We start from the raw sequence: 20,801 nt of genomic DNA, 5'->3' as shown, positions 1-20,801 counted from the left end.
GTGCTCCGTCGGCGGGGCCCTACTCAGGGCCCAACGGCCCCCTGCGAGGGGCCGTTGGGCAGCGGTCCGAGCAACCGTCCCGCTGCTGTCCTGAGGTGTCAGACGTCGAGAAGGGAAGGGACCCCCGTGGCCACCGCAGATGTCCAGTCGGCCGGCGTGGAGCCAGCCGGCCAGAAGAAGAGGTTCACCTTCCCGAGCGCGTTCACCGTGCTCTTCGGCGTCACCGTGCTGGTGTGGGTGCTGGCGTTCATCATCCCCACGGGGGCCTACAAGCTGAACCCCGAGACCGGGGCACCGGTCCCCGGCACCTACCACTCCGTGGACGCGGGGCTGTCGTTCACCGACCGACTGATGCAGCTGTTCCTGAGCCCGATCAACGGGCTCTACGGGATCCGCAGTGGTGACACCGGCTTCATCGGCCCCTACGAGACCGGCGAGCTCTTCGGTGCTGCCGGCGTCTTCATGTTCGTGATCGCGATCGGCATCTTCATCGCCATGTCGATGTCCACCGGTGCGATCGACAGCGGCGTCGCCCATGTCGCCAAGCGCTACGGGCACCGGGGCGCGCTGGTGATCGTGATGCTGATGGTGCTGTTCTCGATCGGCGGGACCACCGAGGGGATGGCCGAGGAGACGCTGGGCTTCTACGCGCTCGTCGTACCGCTCATCCTCAGCCTGGGCTACGACCGGATGGTGGCCGCGGCCACGATCATGATCGGCGCGGGGGTCGGGGTGCTGGCCTCCACCGTGAATCCCTTCGCGACCGGCGTCGCCTCGGACGCCGCCGGCATCTCGATCGGGGACGGCATCGTGTTCCGGTTCGTGATGTACCTCGTCCTGGTGCCGCTGAGCATCCTGTTCGTGCTCCGCTATGCCCGCCGGGTCAAGGCGGACCCGTCGAAGTCGCTGGTGGGCCTCCGGGCGGAGGACCAGGTGCTCGCGGCTCGAGGCGCCGGGACGCAGGGGGAGTTCGCGGAGAAGAACCCCGACCTGGTCGGGACGCCACCGCCGCTCACCCGCAAGCACAAGAGCGTGCTGACGATCGTCGCGCTCACCTTCGCGTTCATGATCTTCGCGATCGTCCCGTGGGCGCAGGTGATCAACGGCCCGGACGCGACGAGCTACAGCTGGCAGCTGGACTGGTACTTCCCGGAGCTGGCGGCCCTCTTCATCGTGATGTCGATCGTGGTCGGACTCATCGGCGGTCTGGGGGAGAAGCGGCTGACCGACACGCTGGTGCGTGGGGCGGGCGACTTCGTCGGCGTCGGGCTGATCATCGTGCTCGCCCGTGGGGTCACGGTGATCATGAACAACTCCCAGATCACCGACACGGTGCTGCACTCCATGGAGAACGCCGTGAGCAACACCTCCTCCGCGGTCTTCGGGGGCCTGATGTTCCTGATCAACCTGCCGCTGGCCTTCCTGGTGCCCTCGACGTCCGGCCATGCCGCGCTGGCGATGCCGATCCTGGCGCCGCTCGGCGACTTCGCCAATGTCTCCCGGGCGATGGTGGTGACGGCGTACCAGTCGGCCTCCGGCGTGGTGAACCTGATCACCCCGACCTCGGCGGTGGTCATGGGTGGGCTGGCGCTCGCCAAGGTGCGCTACGACCAGTGGCTGCGCTTCACCGCGCCGCTGATCGTCGGGCTCCTGATCATGTGCACGGCCTTCGCGGCCATCGGCTCACGACTCTGACCGGCCGGAAACTCGATGGTGAGGGCGGCGGTTCTGTTCGGAGGCTGAGGCACATGTCCGACAAGTCGCACACCCACACCATCCATCAACACCACCCTGGCGTACCTCCCCCGTGACCGTGTCGGTCAGGCGTGCGTCTGGTGTTCGTGGTCGGCGTGGGAGCCGGACTCGAACTGGATGGTGGAGTGCTCGACGTTGAAGTCACGGTCGATGGCGTGCTGGAGCTCGTCGAGCATCGAGCCGAGGTGGCCGTCGTGGAAGCAGGAGTCGTCGACCACCACGTGCGCGGTCAGCACCGGCAGCCCGGTGGCGACCTGGGAGGCGTGCAGGTCGTGCACGTCCTGCACGTGCGGCAGCGCGAGGATCCGTTCGCGCACCTCGGCGAGGTCGAGGTGCTTGGGGGTGGACTCCAGCAGTACGTCGACGGCCTCGCGGAGCAGCGCGAAGGTGCGCGGGATGATCAGCAGGCCGATGACCAGGGAGGCGACGGCGTCGGCGCGCATCCAGCCGCTGACGGCGATCACGCCGGCGGCGAGCAGGACCGCGACGGAGCCCAACGCGTCGTTGAGCACCTCGAGGAACGCGGCCCTCATGTTCAGGTTCGCGGACCGCCCCCCCAGCAGGACCAGCAGGCCGATCAGGTTGGCGACCAACCCGATGGCACCGAAGAGGAGCATCGCCCCGGAGGTGACGTCCGGGGGGTCGATCATGCGCCGGACCGCCTCGACGAGCACGAAGATGCCGACCGCGAGCAGGACCGCGGCCTGGGCGGCCGCGGCGAGGACTTCCGCGCGGCGGTAGCCCCAGGTGCGGGCGTCGGTGGCGGGCCGGCGCATCAGCACAGCGGCCACCAGGCCCAGGGTGAGGCCGGCCACGTCGGTGAGCATGTGCGCGGCGTCCGCGAGCAGTGCCAGGCTGCCGGAGACCAACGCGCCGACCACCTCGACCACCAGGACGGTCACGGTGAGTCCGAGGACCACCGCGAGGCGGCCACGGTGGTCGACCAGGTCGGCAGCCGCGTGGCCGTGGTCGGCGCCCATCAGTGCCGCTCCTCGGGGGACGTGGGGATGGTGAGCGGCGCTGGTGCGTGGCCGTCCTTGTCTGAAGGCGAGCAGCAGTCGTCGACGCAGTGCTCGGTGCCCTCGGCCAAGGCGCCGGTCCCGGGCCCGGGGCCGCAGCCGCAGTTCTCGCCGCGCCACGCCTCCAAGCCCTCGCGGACCGCGACCGCGGCGATCATCAGCCCAGCGACGGGGTCCGCCCAGCCCCAGCCGAGCGTGGCGTTCAGCAGCAGCCCCACCAGCAGCACTGCGGACAGGTAGGTGCACAGCAGCGTCTGCTTGGAGTCGGCGACCACGCTGCCCGAGCCCAGCTCCCGGCCGGTTCGGCGTTGCGCCCACGACAGGGCGGGCATCACGAGCAGCGAGGCGAATGCGATCCCGATCCCGAGCCGCGAAGTCTCAGGTTCGCCCGCGCCGAGAAGGGTCCGCGCGGACTCCACGCCCACATAGGCGGCGAGCGCGAAGAACGAGATCGCGATCAGCTTCAGCGCCTGCCGTTCCCGGGTCTCGGGCAACGGGTGACGGAACTGCCACAAGATGACCAGGCCGGAACCCACCTCGACCAACGAGTCGAGACCGAAGCCGACCAGCGCGACCGAAGAAGCCGCCGCTCCGGCGGCCACCGAGACCACTGCCTCCACGACGTTGTACGAGACCGAGGCGCCGGCCAGCAGCTGGGCGCGGCGGCCCAGCTGTCGACGCCGCGCGGTGGTGACGTCTGGGGGGTGGGCGAGCGTGCGGGTCATCGAACCGCTCCTTCCCCGAAGCGTGGGCACAGCACGACCGCATCCCCGGTCACTGCGAGCAGCCGCTCGGCGGCCGCCAGCAGATCCAGGGTCTGCTCCGGATGGCTCAACGAGTACACCGAGGCCCGCCCCGCTGGGCGCGCCGTGACGATGCCGCAGTCCGCCAGGCAGGCCAGATGCTTGCTCACCGTGGACTGAGCCAGCCCGAGGTGTCGGGTCAGGTCGACCACCCGGTGCTCACCGAGGGCCAGGTGCTGCACGATGGTGAGCCGGGACTTGTCGCTGAACCCGTGGAACAAGCAGGCCGCTGCCGTCACCGCGGCGGCTTCGGCGCCCGTTCCGACACCATCGACCAGGGTCTCTATCATCGCCATGCTGCGATGTTATCGCGCACGCACGTCGTCCTGGTCGGTCGCATGCGGGTCTCCCAGCACCGGCCGGGCCATCCCCCCGGCACTCCAGCGTCCCTTACACGCACCCGGTAAGGCCGGCGCGGGCCCAAGGTCCCGGCAGGCGACGACGTTGTGCCGGTGGGAGAGGTCCGGCACCCGGCCTAGCGTGAAGAGGGGAGTGGCGGCCTCCCGGCGGCGGCCGGTCGACCGCAGGACGAACAGGGAGCAGGCTCGTCGTTCTCTTCCGGGTGAAGGGCGTGCCGGTCAAGGTCGACTGGAGCTGGCTGGTGATCCTGGCCCTGGTCTTCTTCTCGCTGGCGACGGGGCTGTTCCCGAGCGCCTACCCCGCTCTCTCGACGCTGACCTGCTTCCTCATGGCCGCCGCCGCCACCCTGCTGTTCTTCGCCTCGGTCCTGGTGCACGAGCTCAGCCACACCTTGCGCTCGCTGCGCGAGGGAGTACCGGTGCGCGACATCACGCTGTGGCTGTTCGGTGGGGTGTCGCGTGCTGAGGAGCCGCTGCCGGGCCCCGGGGCGGAGTTCCGGGTCGTGATCGCCGGGCCGCTGGCGTCCGCGGCCCTCGCCGTCGTCTTCCTGGCCGTCGCCGCGGCCGGCCACGCGCTAGGGCTCTCGGACGCCTGGACCGGGGTGCCCGACTACCTGGCCCGGATCAACGGGCTGCTGCTGGTCTTCAACATCGTGCCGGCACTGCCGCTGGACGGCGGCCGGCTGCTGCATGCGCTGATCTGGCACCGCACCGGCGACACGGCGACGGCGACCATCTACGCCGCCTGGGCCGGGCGCGCCTTTGCCGTCGTGCTGGTCACCCTCGGGGTCGCCAGCCTGTTCGGCGCCTACGGCTACGGAGGCATCTGGTTCGTGCTCATCGGCTGGTTCCTGTGGCAGGCGGTCCGGCAGGAGGAGGGCGAGGCGCGGACGGCCCGAGCGCTGGCCGGACTGCGGGTCAAGGACGTGATGACGCCGGCGGCGGTGACGGTGGACGTCGGCAGCACCATCGAGGAGTTCGGTGACCTGATCGTGCGGACGCCCTCCTACCCGGCGTACCCGGTGCTCGACCAGGGGCGGTTCGTCGGTCTCCTGCTGCTGCGCCGCGCGGGGGTGGTCCCGATGGAGGAGCGCCGCTCGGTGCGGGTCGGTGACGTGATGCTCACCGGGGAGGACGTGCCGGTCGTCCACGAGGACGACGAGGTCACCACGGCCGCGCGGACGTTGGGCCGGGAACCCGGTCGCGCGATCGTGCTGAGCGACGGCGCCGGCCGGGAGGTAGTCGGGCTCGTCTCCACCTCCGACCTCTCGCGTGCCGTCGCGACGCCGCCCCGGGGCCGGGCTCGGCCACGGGCCCACCGCGCCGGCGACGGGACCTCGTGACCGGCGAGGTGCGCCGCGTCGGCGGGTCATCCCCTGCGGGTGAGGCCCTTTCGGACGCCGCACCCGACAGTGGGGTGATGACCACAACCACCACGGCAAACGTCCACGGTCCCGTCGACTTCGTCCTCCTCGAGTTCCCGCAGGACCGCCTCACGGGTGAGGCGGGCCAGGCGCTTGTGGACCTGGTCGACCGGGGCATCATCCGCCTCTACGACCTGATGGTCCTGAGCAAGAACCACGACGGCTCGATCGAGGTCCTCGAGCTCACCGACCCGCGCTCCGACGCGGGTGGCTTCTCCTACTTCTCCGGCGCCCGCTCCGGTCTGCTCGGCGACGACGACATGCGCGAGGCGGCCGAGGCGATGGAGCCGGACACGGTGGCGGCGCTGATCGTCTACGAGAACAGCTGGGCCATCCCCTTCGTGGCGGCGGCCCGTAACAGCGGCGGCGACCTCATCGCCAGCGCCCGCATCCCGGCCCCCGACATCATGGCCGCCCTCGATGCCCTCGAACCCACCACCTGAGGAGAGAAGACGATGCCAGGACTTGTGAGAGGAATCGCCCGTACGGCGGTCGTGGCCGGGACCGCGACGGCGGTGAGCGGCCGCGTGCAGCGCCGGCAGGCGGAGAAGTTCGCCGGCCGCGACGCCCAGATCGCCGCCGACCGCGAGCAGGCCTACGAGGAGCAGACCTACCAGGAGCCGGCCTACCAGGAGCCGGTGGCACCACCCCGGCAGAGGGAGGCGCCGCCCCAGACGGTCGACCCCATCCAGCAGCTCAAGGACCTGGCCGAGCTCAAGGCGCAGGGCATCCTCACCGAGGAGGAGTTCGCCGCCCAGAAGGCACGGGTCCTGAGTTCCTGATCCGGGACGCGTCGCCCGGACCTCAGCGGCCGACCATCCGCAGCGCCAGCCCGCAGTAGTGCTCGGCGATCTCCTCCGGAGTCCACTCGCCCTCGTCGCGGTACCAGCGGGCGACGTCGACGCCCAACGACAGCAGTGCCAACGCGGTCATCCGCGGGTCCGGGGTGCGGAACACGCCGGCCGCCACTCCCGACTCGACGAGCTCACGGACGTGCCGCTCGATGGCACGCCGGAGCGTCGCGATCTCGCCGAGGTGCTCGACGCTGAGCGCCGAGAGCTCGTAGTTCACGATGCGGGCCCGGGTGTGCCCGCGCGCGTGGTGGGCGGTGAAGGCCCGGACCACGGCGACCAGCTGCTCCACCGGGTCCTCCGAGCTCGCCAGGGCGTCGAGCACCAGCTGCAGCGTCGCCTCGTGGCCGCTGCGCGAGATCAGGAAGAGCAGGTCCTCCTTGGACCGGTGGTGCACGTAGAGCGCTGCCGGGCTCATCCCTGCCGCGGCTGCGATGTCGCGGGTCGTGGTGCCGTGGAACCCGCGCGCCGCGAAGGCCTCCACCGCCGCTCCGAGCAGCCGGTCGCGGGCATCCGTGCGCGCCCCACCGTCGTCCGGGCGGCCTGTGATCTGGCTCATGACGGTCCTCGGCGGGTGGGGTTGACGTGCACGTGGTCCGTGGGGAACGCTAAATCAACGCGCTGAGGTAAGCAAGCGCTTAGTCACCCCACAGTGAGGTCCCGTGCGACGACGTATCTATGACGCCGACCACGAGTCGTTCCGCGACTCGGTCCGCGAGTTCCTCGACCGGCAGGTGCGCCCGCGGGGCGAGGAGTTCATCGAGAACCGGGCGTTCCCCCGGGACCTGTGGATCGAGGCGGGCAAGCAGGGCTTCCTCGGGCTGGAGGTCCCCGAGGAGTACGGCGGCTCGGCCGCGGGCGACTACCGCTACAACGCCGTGCTCGGCGAGGAGCTGTCCAAGGTCACCGCGGCCCTGTCCTCCTGCTTCGGCATCCACGGCGACATCGTGGCGCCGTACCTCGTGGACCTGTGCACCGAGGAGCAGAAGCGGCGCTGGCTGCCGGGCTTCTGCACCGGCGAGCTGCTCACCGCCATCGGCATGACGGAGCCCTCCGGTGGCTCCGACCTGGCGGCGCTGCGCACCACCGCGGTCCGCGACGGTGACGACTGGATCCTCAACGGGTCGAAGACGTTCATCACCAACGGCTACTCCGCCGACCTGGTGGTGGTCGCGGCACGCACCAGCCCGGAGAAGAAGGCCCGGGGGATCACCCTGTTCGCGGTGGAGACCGGGATGCCCGGCTTCACGCGCGGCCGCAAGCTCGACAAGGTGGGGCAGACCGAGTCCGACACCGCCGAGCTCTTCTTCGACGACGTCCGGGTCCCGCAGGCGAACGTCCTCGGCGAGGTGGACCAGGGCTTCATCCACATGATGGAGCGGTTGCCGCAGGAGCGGCTCGGTGCCGCGGTCTCCAACATCGCCCACGCGGCGCAGATCCTCGAGGAGACGATCGACTACGCCAAGGAGCGCAAGGCGTTCGGGCAGCCGATCGGGGCCTTCCAGCACAACAAGTTCCTGCTGGCCGAGCTGGTGACGAAGATCGAGGTCTCCCGGGCCTACGTCGACCAGTGCGTGCTCGCCCACACCGACGGGGAGCTGACGGCCGTCGACGCGGCCAAGGCGAAGTGGTGGTCGGCCCAGGTGCAGAACGACGTGCTCGACTCCTGCGTCCAGCTCTACGGCGGCTACGGCTTCATGAACGAGTACCGGGTCGCCCGGGCCTGGCGCGACGCGCGCGTGACGAAGATCTGGGCCGGCTCCAACGAGATCATGAAGGAGCTCATCGGCCGCGACCTCGGACTCTGACCCGCACCCAGACCCCGGCCCCGGCTGCCCCGCCACGTGGGACAGCCGGCCGCACCGAAAGGCAACCGCCATGCCCGAAGCAGTCATCGTCGCCACCGCCCGGTCCCCGATCGGTCGTGCCCACAAGGGATCGCTCAAGCAGATGCGTCCCGACGACCTCACCGTGCAGATGCTGCACGCCGCCCTCGCGAAGGTCCCGGCCCTCGACGCGCACGACATCGACGACCTGATGCTGGGCTGCGGCCTTCCCGGCGGCGAGCAGGGCTTCAACCTGGGCCGGATCGTCGCGGTGCTCGCCGGCATGGACCACCTGCCCGGCACCACCGTCACCCGCTACTGCTCCTCGAGCCTGCAGACCACCCGGATGGCCATGCACGCGATCAAGGCCGGCGAGGGTGAGGTGTTCATCTCCGCCGGTGTCGAGACCGTCAGCCGCTTCTCCCGCGGCAGCTCCGACAGCCTTCCGGACACCCGGAACCCGCTGTTCGCCGAGGCGCTGTCGCGCACCGAGCGGCTCGCAGCCGGCGGCGGCACGTGGTCGGACCCCCGCGAGGACGGGCTGCTCCCCGACGCCTACATCGCGATGGGGCAGACCGCCGAGAACGTCGCCCAGCTCAAGGGCGTCAGCCGGCAGGACCAGGACGAGTTCGGGGTGCGGAGCCAGAACCTCGCCGAGAAGGCGATCGCGAGCGGCTTCTGGGCGCGCGACATCACGCCGGTGACGCTGCCCGACGGCACCGTGGTCGCCACCGACGACGGCCCCCGCGCGGGAGTCACCCTGGAGAAGGTCTCGCAGCTCGAGCCGGTGTTCCGCCCGGACGGCACCGTCACCGCCGGCAACTGCTGCGCGCTCAACGACGGCGCGGCCGCGCTGGTGGTCATGTCGGACACCAAGGCCGCCGAGCTGGGGCTGACGCCACTGGCGCGGGTCGTCTCCACCGGGGTCACCGGCCTGTCGCCGGAGATCATGGGCCTGGGGCCGGTCGAGGCCTCGAGGCAGGCGCTCGCCCGGGCGGGGATGAGCATCGACGACATCGACCTGGTCGAGATCAACGAGGCGTTCGCGGCGCAGGTGATCCCCTCCGCCCGCGAGCTCGGGATCGACTTCGACAAGCTGAACGTCAACGGTGGCGCGATCGCCGTCGGCCACCCCTTCGGGATGACCGGTGCCCGGCTCACGAGCACGCTGATCAACTCGCTGCAGTGGCACGACAAGCAGTTCGGTCTCGAGACCATGTGCGTCGGCGGGGGCCAGGGGATGGCGATGGTCCTGGAGCGGCTGTCGTGAGCGGCCGGCTCGAGGGCAAGGTCGCGATCGTCACCGGGGCCAGTCGCGGCATCGGCCTCGGCGTGGCCGAGCGGCTGGTGGCCGACGGGGCCAAGGTGGTGATCACCGCCCGCAAGCAGGAGGCGCTCGACGAGGCCGTGCAGCGGCTCGGGGAGCGGAGCACGCGCTCGCCGTGGCCGGCAAGGGCGACGACGTCGAGCACCAGGCCGACACGGTCAAGCGGACGCTGGAGGCGTTCGGCAGCGTGGACCTGCTGGTCAACAACACCGGGATCAACCCGGTCTACGGTCCGCTCGTCGAGCTCGACCTCGACGCCGCCCGCAAGATCGTCGAGGTCAACTGTCTCGCCGCGCTGTCCTGGGTGCAGCAGGTGCACCGCGGCTGGATGGCCGAGCACGGAGGATCCGTCGTGAACGTCTCCTCGGTCGCCGGGCTCAGGCCGGCCCCGGGGATCGGCTTCTACGGCGCGAGCAAGGCGATGCTCGCGCACCTCACCCAGGAGCTCGCCGTCGAGCTCGGCCCGGACATCCGGGTGAACGCGGTGGCACCGGCTGTCGTGAAGACCCGGTTCGCCACGGCGCTCTACGAGGGGCGTGAGGAGGAGGTCGCCTCGGCGTACCCCCTCAAGCGGCTCGGCGTGCCCGACGACGTCGGCAGCGTCGTCGCGTTCCTGCTCTCCGACGACGCCGGCTGGATGACCGGCCAGATCCTCGTGGTCGACGGCGGCGTGACCCTGACCGGTGGTGCCTGAGGTGGACGTGCGCGGTGCGGGGGTCGTGGTGACCGGCGCCGGCCACGGCATCGGCCGGGCGATCGCGGCGAGGATGGCGGCCGAAGGGGCCCGGGTGGTGGTCAACGACCTCGACGCGGACGCGGCAGCCTCCGTGGCCGCGGAGATCGGGGGTACGGCGGTGCCCGGCGACGCCGCCTCCGAGGCCGGCGTCAGCGCCCTGGTCGAAGCGGCCCGGGACCGGCTGGGAGCGATCGACGTCTACTTCGCCAACGCCGGTGTCGACGTGGGACGCGGTCTCGACACCCCGGCCGAGGACTGGGCGACGGCGATCGAGGTCAACGTGATGGCGCACGTGCGCGCCGCGCAGCGCCTCGTGCCCGTCTGGCTGGAGGCCGGAGCGGGGCGGATGGTCGTCACCGCGTCGGCGGCCGGCCTGCTGACGATGCTCGGCGGCGCGCCGTACTCGGTCAGCAAGCACGCCGCGGTGGCGTTCGCGGAGTGGCTCTCCGCCACCTATGGACACCGCGGGATCACCGTGCAGGCGATCTGCCCGCAAGGGGTCGACACCCGGATGCTCGGCAACGCGGGACCGCTGCGCGACCTGTTGAGCCACGACACCGTCCTGCAGCCCGAGGACGTCGCCGAGGCGGTGTGGCAGGGCCTGCAGGACGACCGGTTCCTGATCCTGCCGCACCCGGAGGTGCAGGCCTACTACGAGTTCCGCGCCGGGCACACCGACCAGTGGCTTGCCGGGATGCGCAAGCTGCAGCAACGTTTGGACCACACCCACCAGACCCACCAGAAGGAGCAGTCATGACCGACCAGCGCACCGCCATCGTCACCGGAGCCGCCCGCGGCATCGGGGCCGCCGTCGCCAGGAGGCTCAGCGAGGACGGGTTCGCGGTCGCGGTCCTCGACCTCGACGAGGCCGCCTGCCGGCCGGTCGTCGACGCGATCGAGGGTGCGGGCGGCAAGGCGCTCGCCGTCGGTGTCGACGTCGCCGACGAGGCAGGTGTCGAGGCCGCGGTCACGCGCGTCGCGGAGGAGCTCGGGGCGCCCACCGTGCTGGTGAACAACGCCGGCATCACCCGCGACAACCTGCTGTTCAAGATGACGGTCGACGACTGGGACGCCGTGATGAACGTGCACCTGCGCGGCGCGTTCCTCATGAGCCGGGCCAGCCAGAAGCACATGATCGACGCCAAGTGGGGCCGCATCGTCAACCTGTCCAGCACCTCCGCGCTCGGCAACCGGGGCCAGGCCAACTACGCCGCGGCGAAGGCAGGCATGCAGGGGTTCACCAAGACGCTGGCGATCGAGCTCGGCAAGTTCGGGGTCACCGCGAACGCGATCGCCCCGGGCTTCATCGAGACCGAGATGACCGCGGCCACCGCCGCGCGCGTGGGCGTGCCGTTCGAGGACTTCAAGGCGGCCGCGGCCAAGGAGATCCCGGTCGCGCGCACCGGCAAGCCCGAGGACATCGCCGCGATGGTCTCCTTCTTCGCCCGCGAGGAGGCGTCGTTCGTCTCCGGCCAGGTCGTCTACGTCGCCGGCGGCCCCCGCGCATGAGAGCCTTCCGCGGGACCGACCCGGTGCCGGTGGCCTGAGGGTGGACGGGGGCACGTCGGACCGGGCGGCCGTGCCGGGGCTGGATCTCGACCGGCTGGCCCGGCACCTGCCCGCGACGCCCCGAGGGCCGCTGCGCGCGCAGCTCATCGCCGGGGGGAAGTCCAACCTCACCTATGAGGTCGGTGACTGCGCTAGCAGCTGGATCGTGCGGCGACCGCCGCTGGGCCACGTGCTGGCCACCGCCCACGACATGGCGCGCGAGCACCGGGTGATGACCGCCCTGCAGGACACCGAGGTCCCGGTCCCGCGGACCTACGGCCTGTGCCAGGACCCGGGCGTGATCGGCGCGCCCTTCTACGTGATGGAGCGGGTTCCGGGGACGCCGTACCGTCGGGCCGACCAGCTCGAGCGGCTCGGTGCCGATCGCGTGACCGCGATCTCGACCCGGATGATCGACACCCTGGCCGGGTTGCACCAGGTCGACCCGGTGGCGGTCGGGCTCGACGGCTTCGGCCGGCCCGACGGGTTCCTGACCCGCCAGGTACGCCGCTGGAAGCAGCAGCTGGACTCCTCCCGCAGCCGTCCGCTCGCCGGCGCCGAGGAGCTGCACGGGTTGCTCGAGCAGTCGCCCACTCCGGTGTCGGCGCCCGGGATCGTGCACGGTGACTACCGGCTCGACAACCTCCTCGTCGACGACGCGGACCGGGTGGCGGCAGTCATCGACTGGGAGATGGCCACCCTCGGTGACCCGCTGACAGACGTCGCGCTGCTGGTGGTCTACCAGCGGATGGCCCGGCTCGGCAGCGGCTACGTGGTCGCGGACGCCTCCACCGCCCCGGGTTTCCTGGGCGAGGAGGACCTGCTGCGCCGCTACGCCGACATGAGCGGGCGCGACCTGTCCGCCATGGGGTTCTACCTCGGGCTCGCCTCCTTCAAGATCGCGGTGATCCTGGAGGGCATCCACTACCGCTACACGCACGGCCAGACCGTCGGCACCGGCTTCGACACCGTCGGTGCCGTCGTGGAACCGCTGATCGCCGCCGGCATCACCTCGATGAAGGAGAACAGCTGATGGACTTCGACCACGACGCCAGGACCGAGGAGCTCCGTACGGAGCTGCTCTCGTTCATGGCCGAGCACGTCTACCCGGCCGAGCGGGTGTTCGCCGAGCAGCTGGCCGCGCTCGAGGACCCCTGGGCGTGGAGCCGGGTGCCGGTGCTCGCCGAGCTGCGCGCCGAGGCGAAGTCAAGCGGACTGTGGAACCTCTTCCTCCCCGGCGAGCACGGCGCCGGACTGACCAACCTGCAATACGCGCCGCTGGCGGAGATAAGCGGCCGCAGCGGCCACCTCGCCCCGGCCGCCCTGAACTGCTCGGCACCGGACACCGGCAACATGGAGGTGCTGGCGATGTTCGGCACCGACGAGCAGAAGCGGCAGTGGCTGCAGCCGTTGCTCGCCGGCGAGATCCGGTCCTCGTTCGCGATGACCGAGCCCGGCGTCGCCTCCTCCGACGCCACCAACATCGCCACCCGGATCGAGCGGGACGGCGACGACTACGTCATCAACGGCCGCAAGTGGTGGATCACCGGCGCGATGAACCCGGACGCACGGATCCTGATCGTGATGGGCAAGACCGACCCGTCCGCCGACCGGCACCGGCAGCAGAGCCAGATCCTGGTTCCCCGGGACACCCCCGGTGTCGAGGTCAAGCGCGGGATGGAGGTCTTCGGCTACGACGACCGCGACCACGGCGGGCACGCCGAGCTCGAGCTCCGCGACGTCAGGGTTCCCGCCGCGAACCTGATCGGCGACGAGGGCGACGGCTTCGCGATCGCGCAGGCGCGGCTCGGCCCAGGCCGGATCCACCACTGCATGCGCTCGATCGGGGTGGCCGAGCGTGCGATCGAGCTGATGTGCGACCGGGCCTCGGACCGGGTGGCGTTCGGCAAGCCGATCGCCGAGCAGGGCGTGGTCCGGGACTGGATCGCGGAGTCGCGGGTGCGGTTGGAGCAGCTGCGGCTGCTGGTGCTCAAGACCGCCTGGCTGATGGACACCGTCGGCAACCGCGGTGCCCACACCGAGATCCAGGCGATCAAGATCGCGACCCCCCAGACCGTCGAGTGGATCCTGGACAAGGCGATCCAGGTGCACGGAGCGGGCGGGCTGTCGCAGGACTTCCCGCTCGCCTCTGCGTTCGCCGGCATCCGGACGCTGCGGTTCGCCGACGGGCCCGACGAGGTGCACAAGAACGCGCTGGCCCGCAACGAGCTCAGGCGGCAGGCGGCCCGGCGTGCGGACGGGTCGGCGTGAGCGGCGGCACGGACCGCCATGAGGGGCTGCGCGCGCGGGTCGAGGCCCTGCTCGCCGGCTACGACCCACGCTCCACCGAGCGTCCGGCCTTCCTGCGGGCCCGGTTCGCGGCCGGCCTGGCCTGGGTGCACTTCCCGGAGGGCCTCGGTGGGCTCGGGCTGCCCGCGTCGGACCAGACGTACGTCGACCAGCTGCTCGCGACCGCGGGGGCGCCCGACAACGACCCGCGACGCAACGGGATCGGCCTCGGCATGGCGGCACCGACGCTCCTGGCGTTCGGCACCGAGGAGCAGCAGCGCCGCTTCCTGGAGCCGCTGTGGACCGGTGAGGAGGTCTGGTGCCAGCTGTTCAGCGAGCCTGGCGCCGGGTCCGACCTCGCGGCGCTGGGCACCCGGGCAGTGCGTTCGGGCGAGGACTGGGTGGTCAACGGGCAGAAGGTGTGGACCTCCAGCGCGCACCGTGCCCGGTGGGCGATCCTCGTGGCTCGCACCGACCCGGCGGTGCCCAAGCACGCCGGCCTGACCTACTTCGTGTGCGACATGAGCGACCCTGGCGTCGAGGTTCGTCCGCTGCGGCAGATGACCGGCGAGGCCGAGTTCAACGAGGTGTTCCTCACCGACGTGCGGATCCCGGACGCGCAGCGGGTGGGTGCGGAGGGCGACGGGTGGAGGGTGGCCACCGCGACCCTGATGAGCGAGCGCGTCGCGATCGGCGGCGGCGCGGCGCCGCGCGAGAGCGGGATGGCGGGGGTGGTGGCGACCACCTGGCGTGAGCACCCCGAGCTGCGCACCCCGCAGCTGCACGCGCGCCTGGTCTCGCTGTGGGTGGAGGCGGAGGTGGCCCGGTTGACCGGCCGCAGGCTGCAGCAGAAGCTGGCGGTCGGGGCGCCGGGACCGGAGGGCTCGGCGATGAAGCTGAGCTTCGCACGGCTGGCCCAGCAGCTGTCCGGGCTGGAGCTGGAGCTGCTCGGTGAGGACGGGCTGCGCTACGACGACTGGACCATGGTCCGGCCCGAGACCGTCGAGTTCACCGGCCGTGGCGCCGGATACCGGTACCTGCGGGCCAAGGGCAACTCGATCGAGGGCGGCACCTCGGAGATCTTGCGCAACATCGTCGCCGAGCGGGTGCTCGGACTGCCCCCTGAGCCCCGGGTCGACAAGGACATCGCCTGGAAGGACCTGCCCCGATGACGCACGCGACGACCGACGACCTCGACCTGCTCTACACCGACGTCGAGGACTCGCTGCGCGCGAGCCTCCGGAGCCTGCTCGACGACCGCTGCGCCCCGGCAGACGTGGTGGCCCTCTACGACGGGGACCGGTCGCTGGTCGGGTCGCTGTGGCCGCTCGTCGGCGCGGAGCTCGGACTGGCCGGACTGCTGGTCCCGGAGGCCGCCGGCGGTGCCGGTGCCTCGGCCCGGGAGGCGGCCGTCGTGCTGGAGGAGCTCGGCCGCGCCGTGGCGCCGGTCCCGTTCCTGACCAGCTCGGTGCTCGCCACCCTCGCGCTGCTGCCCGACGGGCCCGGCTCGCAGCCCGGTCCCGGGCCGGGTGCCCGCGGCGAGCTTCTTGCGGCGCTGGCGGCGGGGGAGCGGACGGCCGCGCTCGTCGTACCCCTGTCCGCTGCCGCGTTCGCGGTCCGGCCGTCGGTGCTCGCGGGGGAGCGGGGACTGGAGGGACGCGTCACCTCGGTGGCCGGCGCTCTCGAGGCGGACGCGTTGCTGGTTCCGGTGGCGACGTCCGCCGGCGTGGAGCTGCACCTGGTCGAGACGGCGGCCGCCCGGGTCCACCCGGTCCTCTCCCTGGACATGACCCGCCAGGTGGCCGACGTCGAGCTCGCCGGCGCCGGCTCGACTCTCGTGGTCGGCGTCGAGGACGGCGCCCGGGCGCTGCGGCAGACGCTGACCGTGGGGGCGGCCCTGCTCGCCTCCGAGCAGCTCGGGATCGCGCAGTGGTGCTTGGACACCACGGTCGCCTACCTCCAGCAGCGCCGGCAGTTCGGGCGGGTGCTGGGCGGGTTCCAGGCGCTGAAGCACCGGCTCGCCGACCTGTACGTCGTCGTGGAGTCCGCCCGGGCGGCGGCGCGACACGCCGCTGCGGCGACCGCGGCGAACCATCCGGACGCGGAGCTGGCCGCCTCCCTCGCGCAGGCGTACTGCGCGGACGTCGCGGTGAGGGCTGCCGAGGAGTGCGTGCAGCTGCACGGCGGGCTGGGGATGACCTGGGAGCACCCGGCCCACCTGTACCTCAAACGCGCCAAGACCGACCAGATCGCGCTCGGCACCCCGGCCGCACACCGGCTGCACCTCAGCCGGCTGGTGGACCTTCCGCTGCCCTGACCGGCCCGCTGCCGCTACCGCTGCCGGCCCACGGCCGCGTAGACGTCCTCGAGGCCGCGCACCAGCGCCTCGAGGCCGAGCTCGAAGCTGTCGGTGTCGATGCGCTCGGCCTGCTCGGCCAGTCGGTGCGCCTGGGTGAGGTTGGGGTACCGGTCCAGGTAGACCTGGACGTCGTCGGCGAAGCCGCTGCCGAACGGCGTCGAGGTCGCCCCGATCACGAGGTACTTCACCGAGCCGGCGATCATCGTGGCGTAGCGGGGCGGCCAGCCGGCGCCGACCAGACCGCCGTGGACCGCGTCCGCCATCGCCAGGAACCTCTCCCGGCGCCCGGTGCCCGAGGCGACCACCGGCACCGCGTTCGGATGCGCGGACAGCGCGGCGTGGTAGGCCCGTCCCCAGATGAGCAGGCCGGCCCGCCAGTCGCCTCCGGCGAATCCCGAGGTGTCGACGTCCGCGGTGAGCAGGTTGGCCACGGCGTCGAGGACGTCGTCCTTGGTCGGGTAGTGGCTGTAGAGCGACGCGGCCTGGACGCCGAGCTCTTGGGCCAGCCGGCGCATCGACAGGGCTGCGAGCCCGTCGGCGTCGATGAGCCGCAGCGCCGTGTCGCGGATCAGCTCGCGGTTCAGCAGCGGGGTGCGCGGACGGCCCATCGCGTCGTACTCCTTGCCATGACCAGCGGGTTGCGGTTAGCGTGAGCAAAACCTAACACTGTTTGGTAACTCTCGGAGGACTTCTGTGGTGGACCTGAGCCTGACTGACGACCAGCGCAGCTTCCAGCGGCTGGCCCGCGAGTTCCTCGACCGCGAGGTGGTGCCGCACCGCACCGAGTGGGACCGCGTCGAGTCGGTGGACACCGCGGTCATCCCCAAGATGGGTGACCTCGGCTTCTTCGGTCTGACCATCCCCGAGGAGTACGGCGGCATCGGTGCCGACAACCTCACCTACTGCGTGGCGATGGAGGAGCTCGGCCGCGCCGACTCCTCGGTCCGCGGGATCGTCTCGGTGTCCAACGGGCTGGTCGGCAAGGTGATCCTGTCGCACGGGACCGAGGCGCAGAAGCAGCAGTGGCTGCCGGGCATCGCGACCGGCCGCAGCCTCGGCTGCTTCGCCCTCACCGAGCCGGACACCGGCTCCGACGCCGGCAACCTGCGCACCCGGGCCGTCCGTGACGGGGACGACTACGTCGTCGACGGCTCCAAGATCTTCATCACCAACGGCACCTGGGCCGACGTGTGCCTGCTGTTCGCGCGCACCGGCGGCCCCGGGCCGAAGGGGTCTCCGCGTTCCTGGTCCCCACCGAGACCCTCGGCTTCTCCCGCACCGAGATCAAGGGCAAGCTCGGGCTGCGGGGCCAGGCGACCGCCGAGCTCGCCTTCGACGCGATGCGGGTGCCGGCCTCGACGAGGCTCGGCGCCGAGGGAGACGGCTTCAAGATCGCGATGCACTCCCTGGACAAGGGGCGGGTGTCGGTCGCGGCCGGCTGCGTCGGGATCATCGCGGGGTGCCTGGACGCGGCCGTCTCCTACAGCCGGGAGCGTCAGCAGTTCGGCCGACCGCTCGCTTCGTTCCAGCTCGTCCAGGACATGATCGCCGACATCTCGGTCGACGCCGACGCGGCACGGCTGCTGGTGTGGCGGGCGGCCGACCTCATCGACCGCGGCGAGCCGTTCGGCGTGGCCGCTTCCAAGGCGAAGTACTTCGCCTCCGAGGCAGCCGTGCGGGCCGCCAACCTGGCGATCCAGGTGTTCGGCGGCTACGGCTACGTCGACGAGTACCCCGTCCAGAAGTACATGCGCGACGCCCGCGTCATGACGCTCTACGAAGGCACGAGCCAGATCCAGAAGCTGCTCGTCGGCCGCGCCGAGACCGGCGTCAACGCGTTCGTCTGACTCACCCCATCCGATCCGGCACCCACCGCGACCACCACCCCGACACACCCCGACACACCCCGACACACCAGGAGAATCTCGTGGCTACCACCCACACCCCGCTCGACCTCTTCGGCACCGACGCCCTGATCGGCGAGGAGGACCGGGCGATCCGCGACACGGTGCGCAAGTACGTCGAGGACAAGGTCAAGCCGCGCGTCGCCGACTGGTACGAGACCGCGACGATCCCGGCGCGCGAGCTGGCCCGCGAGCTCGGGTCGATGGGGCTGCTCGGCATGCACCTCGAGGGCTACGGCTGCGCGGGGACGAGCGCCACGGCGTACGGCCTGGCCTGCATGGAGCTCGAGGCGGCCGACTCGGGGTTGCGCTCGCTGGTCTCCGTGCAGGGGTCGCTGGCGATGTTCGCCCTCTGGCGGTGGGGCAGCGAGGAGCAGAAGCAGGAGTGGCTGCCGCGGATGGCGACCGGGGAGGCCATCGGGTGCTTCGGGCTGACCGAGCCGGACTTCGGCTCGGACCCCGGCGGGATGCGCACCCGGGCCCGCCGCGACGGCAGCGACTGGGTGCTGAACGGCACCAAGATGTGGATCACGAACGGCTCGGTGGCCGACGTGGCGATCGTGTGGGCGCAGACCGACGACAAGGTCCGCGGGTTCGTGGTGCCGACCAGCACGCCCGGGTTCTCCGCGCCGGAGATCAAGAAGAAGCTCTCACTGCGCGCCTCGGTCACCGCCGAGCTGGTGCTCGAGGACGTCCGGCTGCCCGACTCCGCGATGCTGCCGGAGGCGAAGGGTCTGTCCGGACCGCTGTCCTGCCTCAACGAGGCCCGCTACGGCATCGTCTTCGGTGCCCTCGGCGCCGCCCGTGACTGCCTGGAGAGCGCCATCGCCTACACCGGGGACCGACGGATCTTCGACAAGCCGCTGGCCGGCTACCAGCTGACCCAGGCCAAGCTCGCCGACATGACCCTCGAGCTCGGCAAGGGCATGCTGCTGGCGCTCCAGCTGGGGCGGCTCAAGGACGCCGGGACGCTGCGTCCGGAGCAGGTCAGCCTGGGCAAGCTCAACAACGTCCGCGAGGCGATCGCGATCGCCCGCGAGTGCCGGACGCTGCTGGGGGCCAACGGCATCACCCTGGAGTACCCGGTGCTGCGGCACGCCAACAACCTCGAGTCGGTGCTCACCTACGAGGGGACCTCCGAGGTGCACCAGCTGATGATCGGGCAGGCCCTCACCGGGGTGAGCGCCTTCAGGTGACCCGCGACCGGCGGATCGGCGGGCTCACCCCTGGATCGCCGCGGAGCGCTGCTGGGAGCGACCGGTCGCGATGAGGCCGAGCACGAGCATGAGCCGGTCGCGCGGCACCTGGAGGCTGCGGCCGGTGAGCTGCTCGATCTGCTTGGTCCGATAGATCACGGTGTTGCGGTGGCAGTACAGCACCTCGGCGGCGTGCGTCGGCGACCCGTTGTGCTCGAGCAGTGCCAGCAGCGTCTCGATCAGCACGTCCGCCTGGTGCTGCGGCTGTGCGAGCAGGGGGCCCACCGACTCCTCGACCACCAGCGAGGCGACCTCGGGGCTGGCGCTCAACAACACCTCGGGGAGCCGGTCGGTGACGGCCACGACCTGCGTCTGGCCGCGGGGCACCGTCTGGGCGACCCGGGTGGCGAGCAGGTAGGCCGAGGCGAAGCCGGCGATGCCGTCCGGCGCCATCGCCACGCCGACGCGCCCGGCGGCGATCTGGGTGAGCATCTCCAGCAGGTCGTCGTGGCCGACCTCGCCGAGCGGCACCAACCCGAAGTAGGCACCCCCGCGCACGTGCCAGTGCGAGACCCGACCGGCTCGCTCGAGCCGGTCCTCCGGAGCGCGGAGCGGCTCGTCCAGGGACTCGTCGAACGGCGCCACCACGCAGGCGACCGGTTCGTCCACCCCGACGCCCAGGTTCTCAGCGGCCTCGCGCGCGAACTCGGGGTCGGCGCCCCTGCCCTCGACCAAGCCGTCGAGGAAGCTCTGCTGGCGCTGCAGGTCGCGCCGCTCCAGCCGGGCGGCCTCGCGGCGGTAGGACTCCACCAGGATGGTGTTCTGGACGTCGAGGGCGTTCCAGATCCGCTGGCCGGCCATCAGCAGCACGTGGTCGTCGACGCCGAGGTCCTGGCGGTTGCCCTGCTCGAGCAGCGCCTCCCAGAGCACCCGGGTGCCGAGGCTGTAGGCGTTCAGCACCAGCTCCATCGGCACGCCCTGCCGGGCCCGCCGCCGACCGGTCTCGCGCCACACGTCGGTGGCCCGCTTGCCCGGCTCGGCGCGCCCGGCCATGGTGAGGATGCCGCGGCGGACGTGCTCGCGGGTGCTGCTGCGGACGTCGGCGCGGAGGTCCTGGCCGGCCTTGTCGTACCACTCGCGGTCCTTCTCGAACAGCGTCAGCGAGATGTCGTCGGCGATGGCGTCCGCGCGGTCGACCAGGGATGCCCAGGCGCGCCGGATCTGGCGCTCGAGGGCGTCGGCAGCCGGTTCCGGGGGCCGCGCGGGCGCGGGGCCGCGCGGAGCGGGGGGCTGGACCATGCGGGCCAGGTTCGCACTCCGCGCACAGTTTGACTACCCCTGGTGGGGCTGTTGGGGCGTTTCGCACGACTTGTCTTGGGCGCAGCGCCCATATCCCTTTCTGTGC

The 20,801-nt window shown here is 71.5% G+C and carries 20 protein-coding genes and 2 pseudogenes; 16 read left to right on the top strand and 6 right to left on the bottom strand.

All coding sequences use genetic code 11. The features are described from left to right. Positions 1–126: 126 nt before the first annotated feature. Positions 127–1,695, top strand: coding sequence for a YfcC family protein (locus H9L09_RS20630; protein WP_187578642.1), 1,569 nt, complete (start codon positions 127–129; stop codon positions 1,693–1,695). A 125-nt stretch (positions 1,696–1,820) separates the two neighbouring features. Here the strand turns inward: H9L09_RS20630 and H9L09_RS20625 are convergent, their stop codons facing one another. Genes H9L09_RS20625 through H9L09_RS20615 form a run of 3 tightly spaced genes read right to left on the bottom strand, consistent with a single transcriptional unit; the run spans position 1,821 to position 3,867 of the window. Then, positions 1,821–2,735, bottom strand: coding sequence for a cation diffusion facilitator family transporter (locus H9L09_RS20625; protein ID WP_187578641.1), 915 nt, complete (start codon positions 2,733–2,735; stop codon positions 1,821–1,823). Further along, entirely contained in the window at positions 2,735–3,499 is a 765-nt protein-coding gene (locus H9L09_RS20620) for a cation diffusion facilitator family transporter (protein WP_187578640.1), read from the bottom strand. The genes H9L09_RS20625 and H9L09_RS20620 overlap by 1 nt, the downstream gene beginning before the upstream one ends. Next, positions 3,496–3,867: an ArsR/SmtB family transcription factor gene (locus H9L09_RS20615; RefSeq protein WP_187581034.1), complete on the bottom strand. Its 372-nt coding sequence runs from the start codon at positions 3,865–3,867 to the stop codon at positions 3,496–3,498. Before H9L09_RS20615 ends, H9L09_RS20620 begins: the two co-directional genes overlap by 4 nt. Positions 3,868–4,148: 281 nt before the next feature. Here H9L09_RS20615 and H9L09_RS20610 point away from each other — a divergent pair, with 281 nt between their 5' ends. The 3 genes from H9L09_RS20610 (at position 4,149) to H9L09_RS20600 (ending at position 6,142) form a co-directional block, all read left to right on the top strand. Continuing rightward, a complete protein-coding gene (locus H9L09_RS20610) occupies positions 4,149–5,279 on the top strand; it encodes a site-2 protease family protein (protein ID WP_187578639.1) in 1,131 nt (376 codons plus the stop codon). A gap of 77 nt (positions 5,280–5,356) precedes the next feature. Continuing rightward, a complete protein-coding gene (locus H9L09_RS20605) occupies positions 5,357–5,803 on the top strand; it encodes a DUF6325 family protein (protein ID WP_187578638.1) in 447 nt (148 codons plus the stop codon). 12 nt (positions 5,804–5,815) lie between these two features. Further along, positions 5,816–6,142, top strand: coding sequence for an SHOCT domain-containing protein (locus H9L09_RS20600; protein ID WP_187578637.1), 327 nt, complete (start codon positions 5,816–5,818; stop codon positions 6,140–6,142). Between the two features lie 22 nt (positions 6,143–6,164). On the opposite strand, the gene H9L09_RS20595 is transcribed toward H9L09_RS20600, so the two are convergent. Next, on the bottom strand, positions 6,165–6,770 hold the full coding sequence (locus H9L09_RS20595) for a TetR/AcrR family transcriptional regulator (protein ID WP_187578636.1): 606 nt from the start codon (positions 6,768–6,770) through the stop codon (positions 6,165–6,167). Between the two features lie 103 nt (positions 6,771–6,873). Here H9L09_RS20595 and H9L09_RS20590 point away from each other — a divergent pair, with 103 nt between their 5' ends. The 9 genes and pseudogenes from H9L09_RS20590 (at position 6,874) to H9L09_RS20550 (ending at position 16,254) form a co-directional block, all read left to right on the top strand. After that, positions 6,874–8,019 carry an acyl-CoA dehydrogenase family protein gene (locus H9L09_RS20590; protein ID WP_187578635.1) on the top strand — a complete coding sequence of 382 codons (1,146 nt, stop codon included), beginning with the start codon at positions 6,874–6,876 and terminating at the stop codon, positions 8,017–8,019. A gap of 70 nt (positions 8,020–8,089) precedes the next feature. After that, a complete protein-coding gene (locus H9L09_RS20585) occupies positions 8,090–9,307 on the top strand; it encodes an acetyl-CoA C-acetyltransferase (RefSeq protein WP_187578634.1) in 1,218 nt (405 codons plus the stop codon). Next, positions 9,223–10,058, top strand: a pseudogene (locus tag H9L09_RS22340) (SDR family oxidoreductase). The gene H9L09_RS20585 and the pseudogene H9L09_RS22340 overlap by 85 nt, the downstream one beginning before the upstream one ends. Beyond that, a complete protein-coding gene (locus H9L09_RS20575) occupies positions 10,051–10,857 on the top strand; it encodes an SDR family oxidoreductase (protein ID WP_246456144.1) in 807 nt (268 codons plus the stop codon). Before H9L09_RS22340 ends, H9L09_RS20575 begins: the two are co-directional and overlap by 8 nt. Further along, on the top strand, positions 10,854–11,609 hold the full coding sequence (gene fabG, locus H9L09_RS20570; protein WP_187578633.1) for a 3-oxoacyl-ACP reductase FabG: 756 nt from the start codon (positions 10,854–10,856) through the stop codon (positions 11,607–11,609). The genes H9L09_RS20575 and fabG overlap by 4 nt, the downstream gene beginning before the upstream one ends. Before the next feature lie 40 nt (positions 11,610–11,649). Then, positions 11,650–12,681 carry a phosphotransferase family protein gene (locus H9L09_RS20565; RefSeq protein ID WP_246456143.1) on the top strand — a complete coding sequence of 344 codons (1,032 nt, stop codon included), beginning with the start codon at positions 11,650–11,652 and terminating at the stop codon, positions 12,679–12,681. Further along, a complete protein-coding gene (locus H9L09_RS20560) occupies positions 12,681–13,919 on the top strand; it encodes an acyl-CoA dehydrogenase family protein (protein WP_187578632.1) in 1,239 nt (412 codons plus the stop codon). The genes H9L09_RS20565 and H9L09_RS20560 overlap by 1 nt, the downstream gene beginning before the upstream one ends. After that, positions 13,916–15,109: an acyl-CoA dehydrogenase family protein gene (locus H9L09_RS20555; RefSeq protein ID WP_187578631.1), complete on the top strand. Its 1,194-nt coding sequence runs from the start codon at positions 13,916–13,918 to the stop codon at positions 15,107–15,109. Before H9L09_RS20560 ends, H9L09_RS20555 begins: the two co-directional genes overlap by 4 nt. After that, positions 15,106–16,254 carry an acyl-CoA dehydrogenase family protein gene (locus tag H9L09_RS20550; protein WP_187578630.1) on the top strand — a complete coding sequence of 383 codons (1,149 nt, stop codon included), beginning with the start codon at positions 15,106–15,108 and terminating at the stop codon, positions 16,252–16,254. The genes H9L09_RS20555 and H9L09_RS20550 overlap by 4 nt, the downstream gene beginning before the upstream one ends. Positions 16,255–16,268: 14 nt before the next feature. Here H9L09_RS20550 and H9L09_RS20545 read toward each other — a convergent pair whose 3' ends face one another. Continuing rightward, positions 16,269–16,904 (bottom strand): TetR/AcrR family transcriptional regulator, encoded by a 636-nt coding sequence (locus tag H9L09_RS20545; RefSeq protein ID WP_187578629.1) that lies wholly within the window; start codon positions 16,902–16,904, stop codon positions 16,269–16,271. Between the two features lie 85 nt (positions 16,905–16,989). Between H9L09_RS20545 and H9L09_RS22865 the strand changes: the two are divergent. The 3 genes and pseudogenes from H9L09_RS22865 to H9L09_RS20535 all read left to right on the top strand — a co-directional run. Next, positions 16,990–17,460: pseudogene (locus H9L09_RS22865) on the top strand (acyl-CoA dehydrogenase family protein); the annotation flags it as partial. A 26-nt stretch (positions 17,461–17,486) separates the two neighbouring features. Continuing rightward, positions 17,487–18,143: an acyl-CoA dehydrogenase family protein gene (locus tag H9L09_RS22330; RefSeq protein ID WP_246456142.1), complete on the top strand. Its 657-nt coding sequence runs from the start codon at positions 17,487–17,489 to the stop codon at positions 18,141–18,143. A gap of 80 nt (positions 18,144–18,223) precedes the next feature. Then, entirely contained in the window at positions 18,224–19,396 is a 1,173-nt protein-coding gene (locus tag H9L09_RS20535) for an acyl-CoA dehydrogenase family protein (protein WP_187578628.1), read from the top strand. A 24-nt stretch (positions 19,397–19,420) separates the two neighbouring features. Here the strand turns inward: H9L09_RS20535 and H9L09_RS20530 are convergent, their stop codons facing one another. Then, positions 19,421–20,695, bottom strand: a complete 1,275-nt coding sequence (locus H9L09_RS20530; protein ID WP_187578627.1) for a PucR family transcriptional regulator — start codon at positions 20,693–20,695, stop codon at positions 19,421–19,423. Positions 20,696–20,801 lie beyond the last annotated feature (106 nt).

This window comes from Nocardioides mesophilus (assembly GCF_014395785.1).
GTDB classification, from domain to species: Bacteria; Actinomycetota; Actinomycetes; order Propionibacteriales; family Nocardioidaceae; genus Nocardioides_B; species Nocardioides_B mesophilus.
Note: the sequence above shows the minus strand (reverse complement) of the source record. Positions and strands in the feature narration are given on the sequence as shown.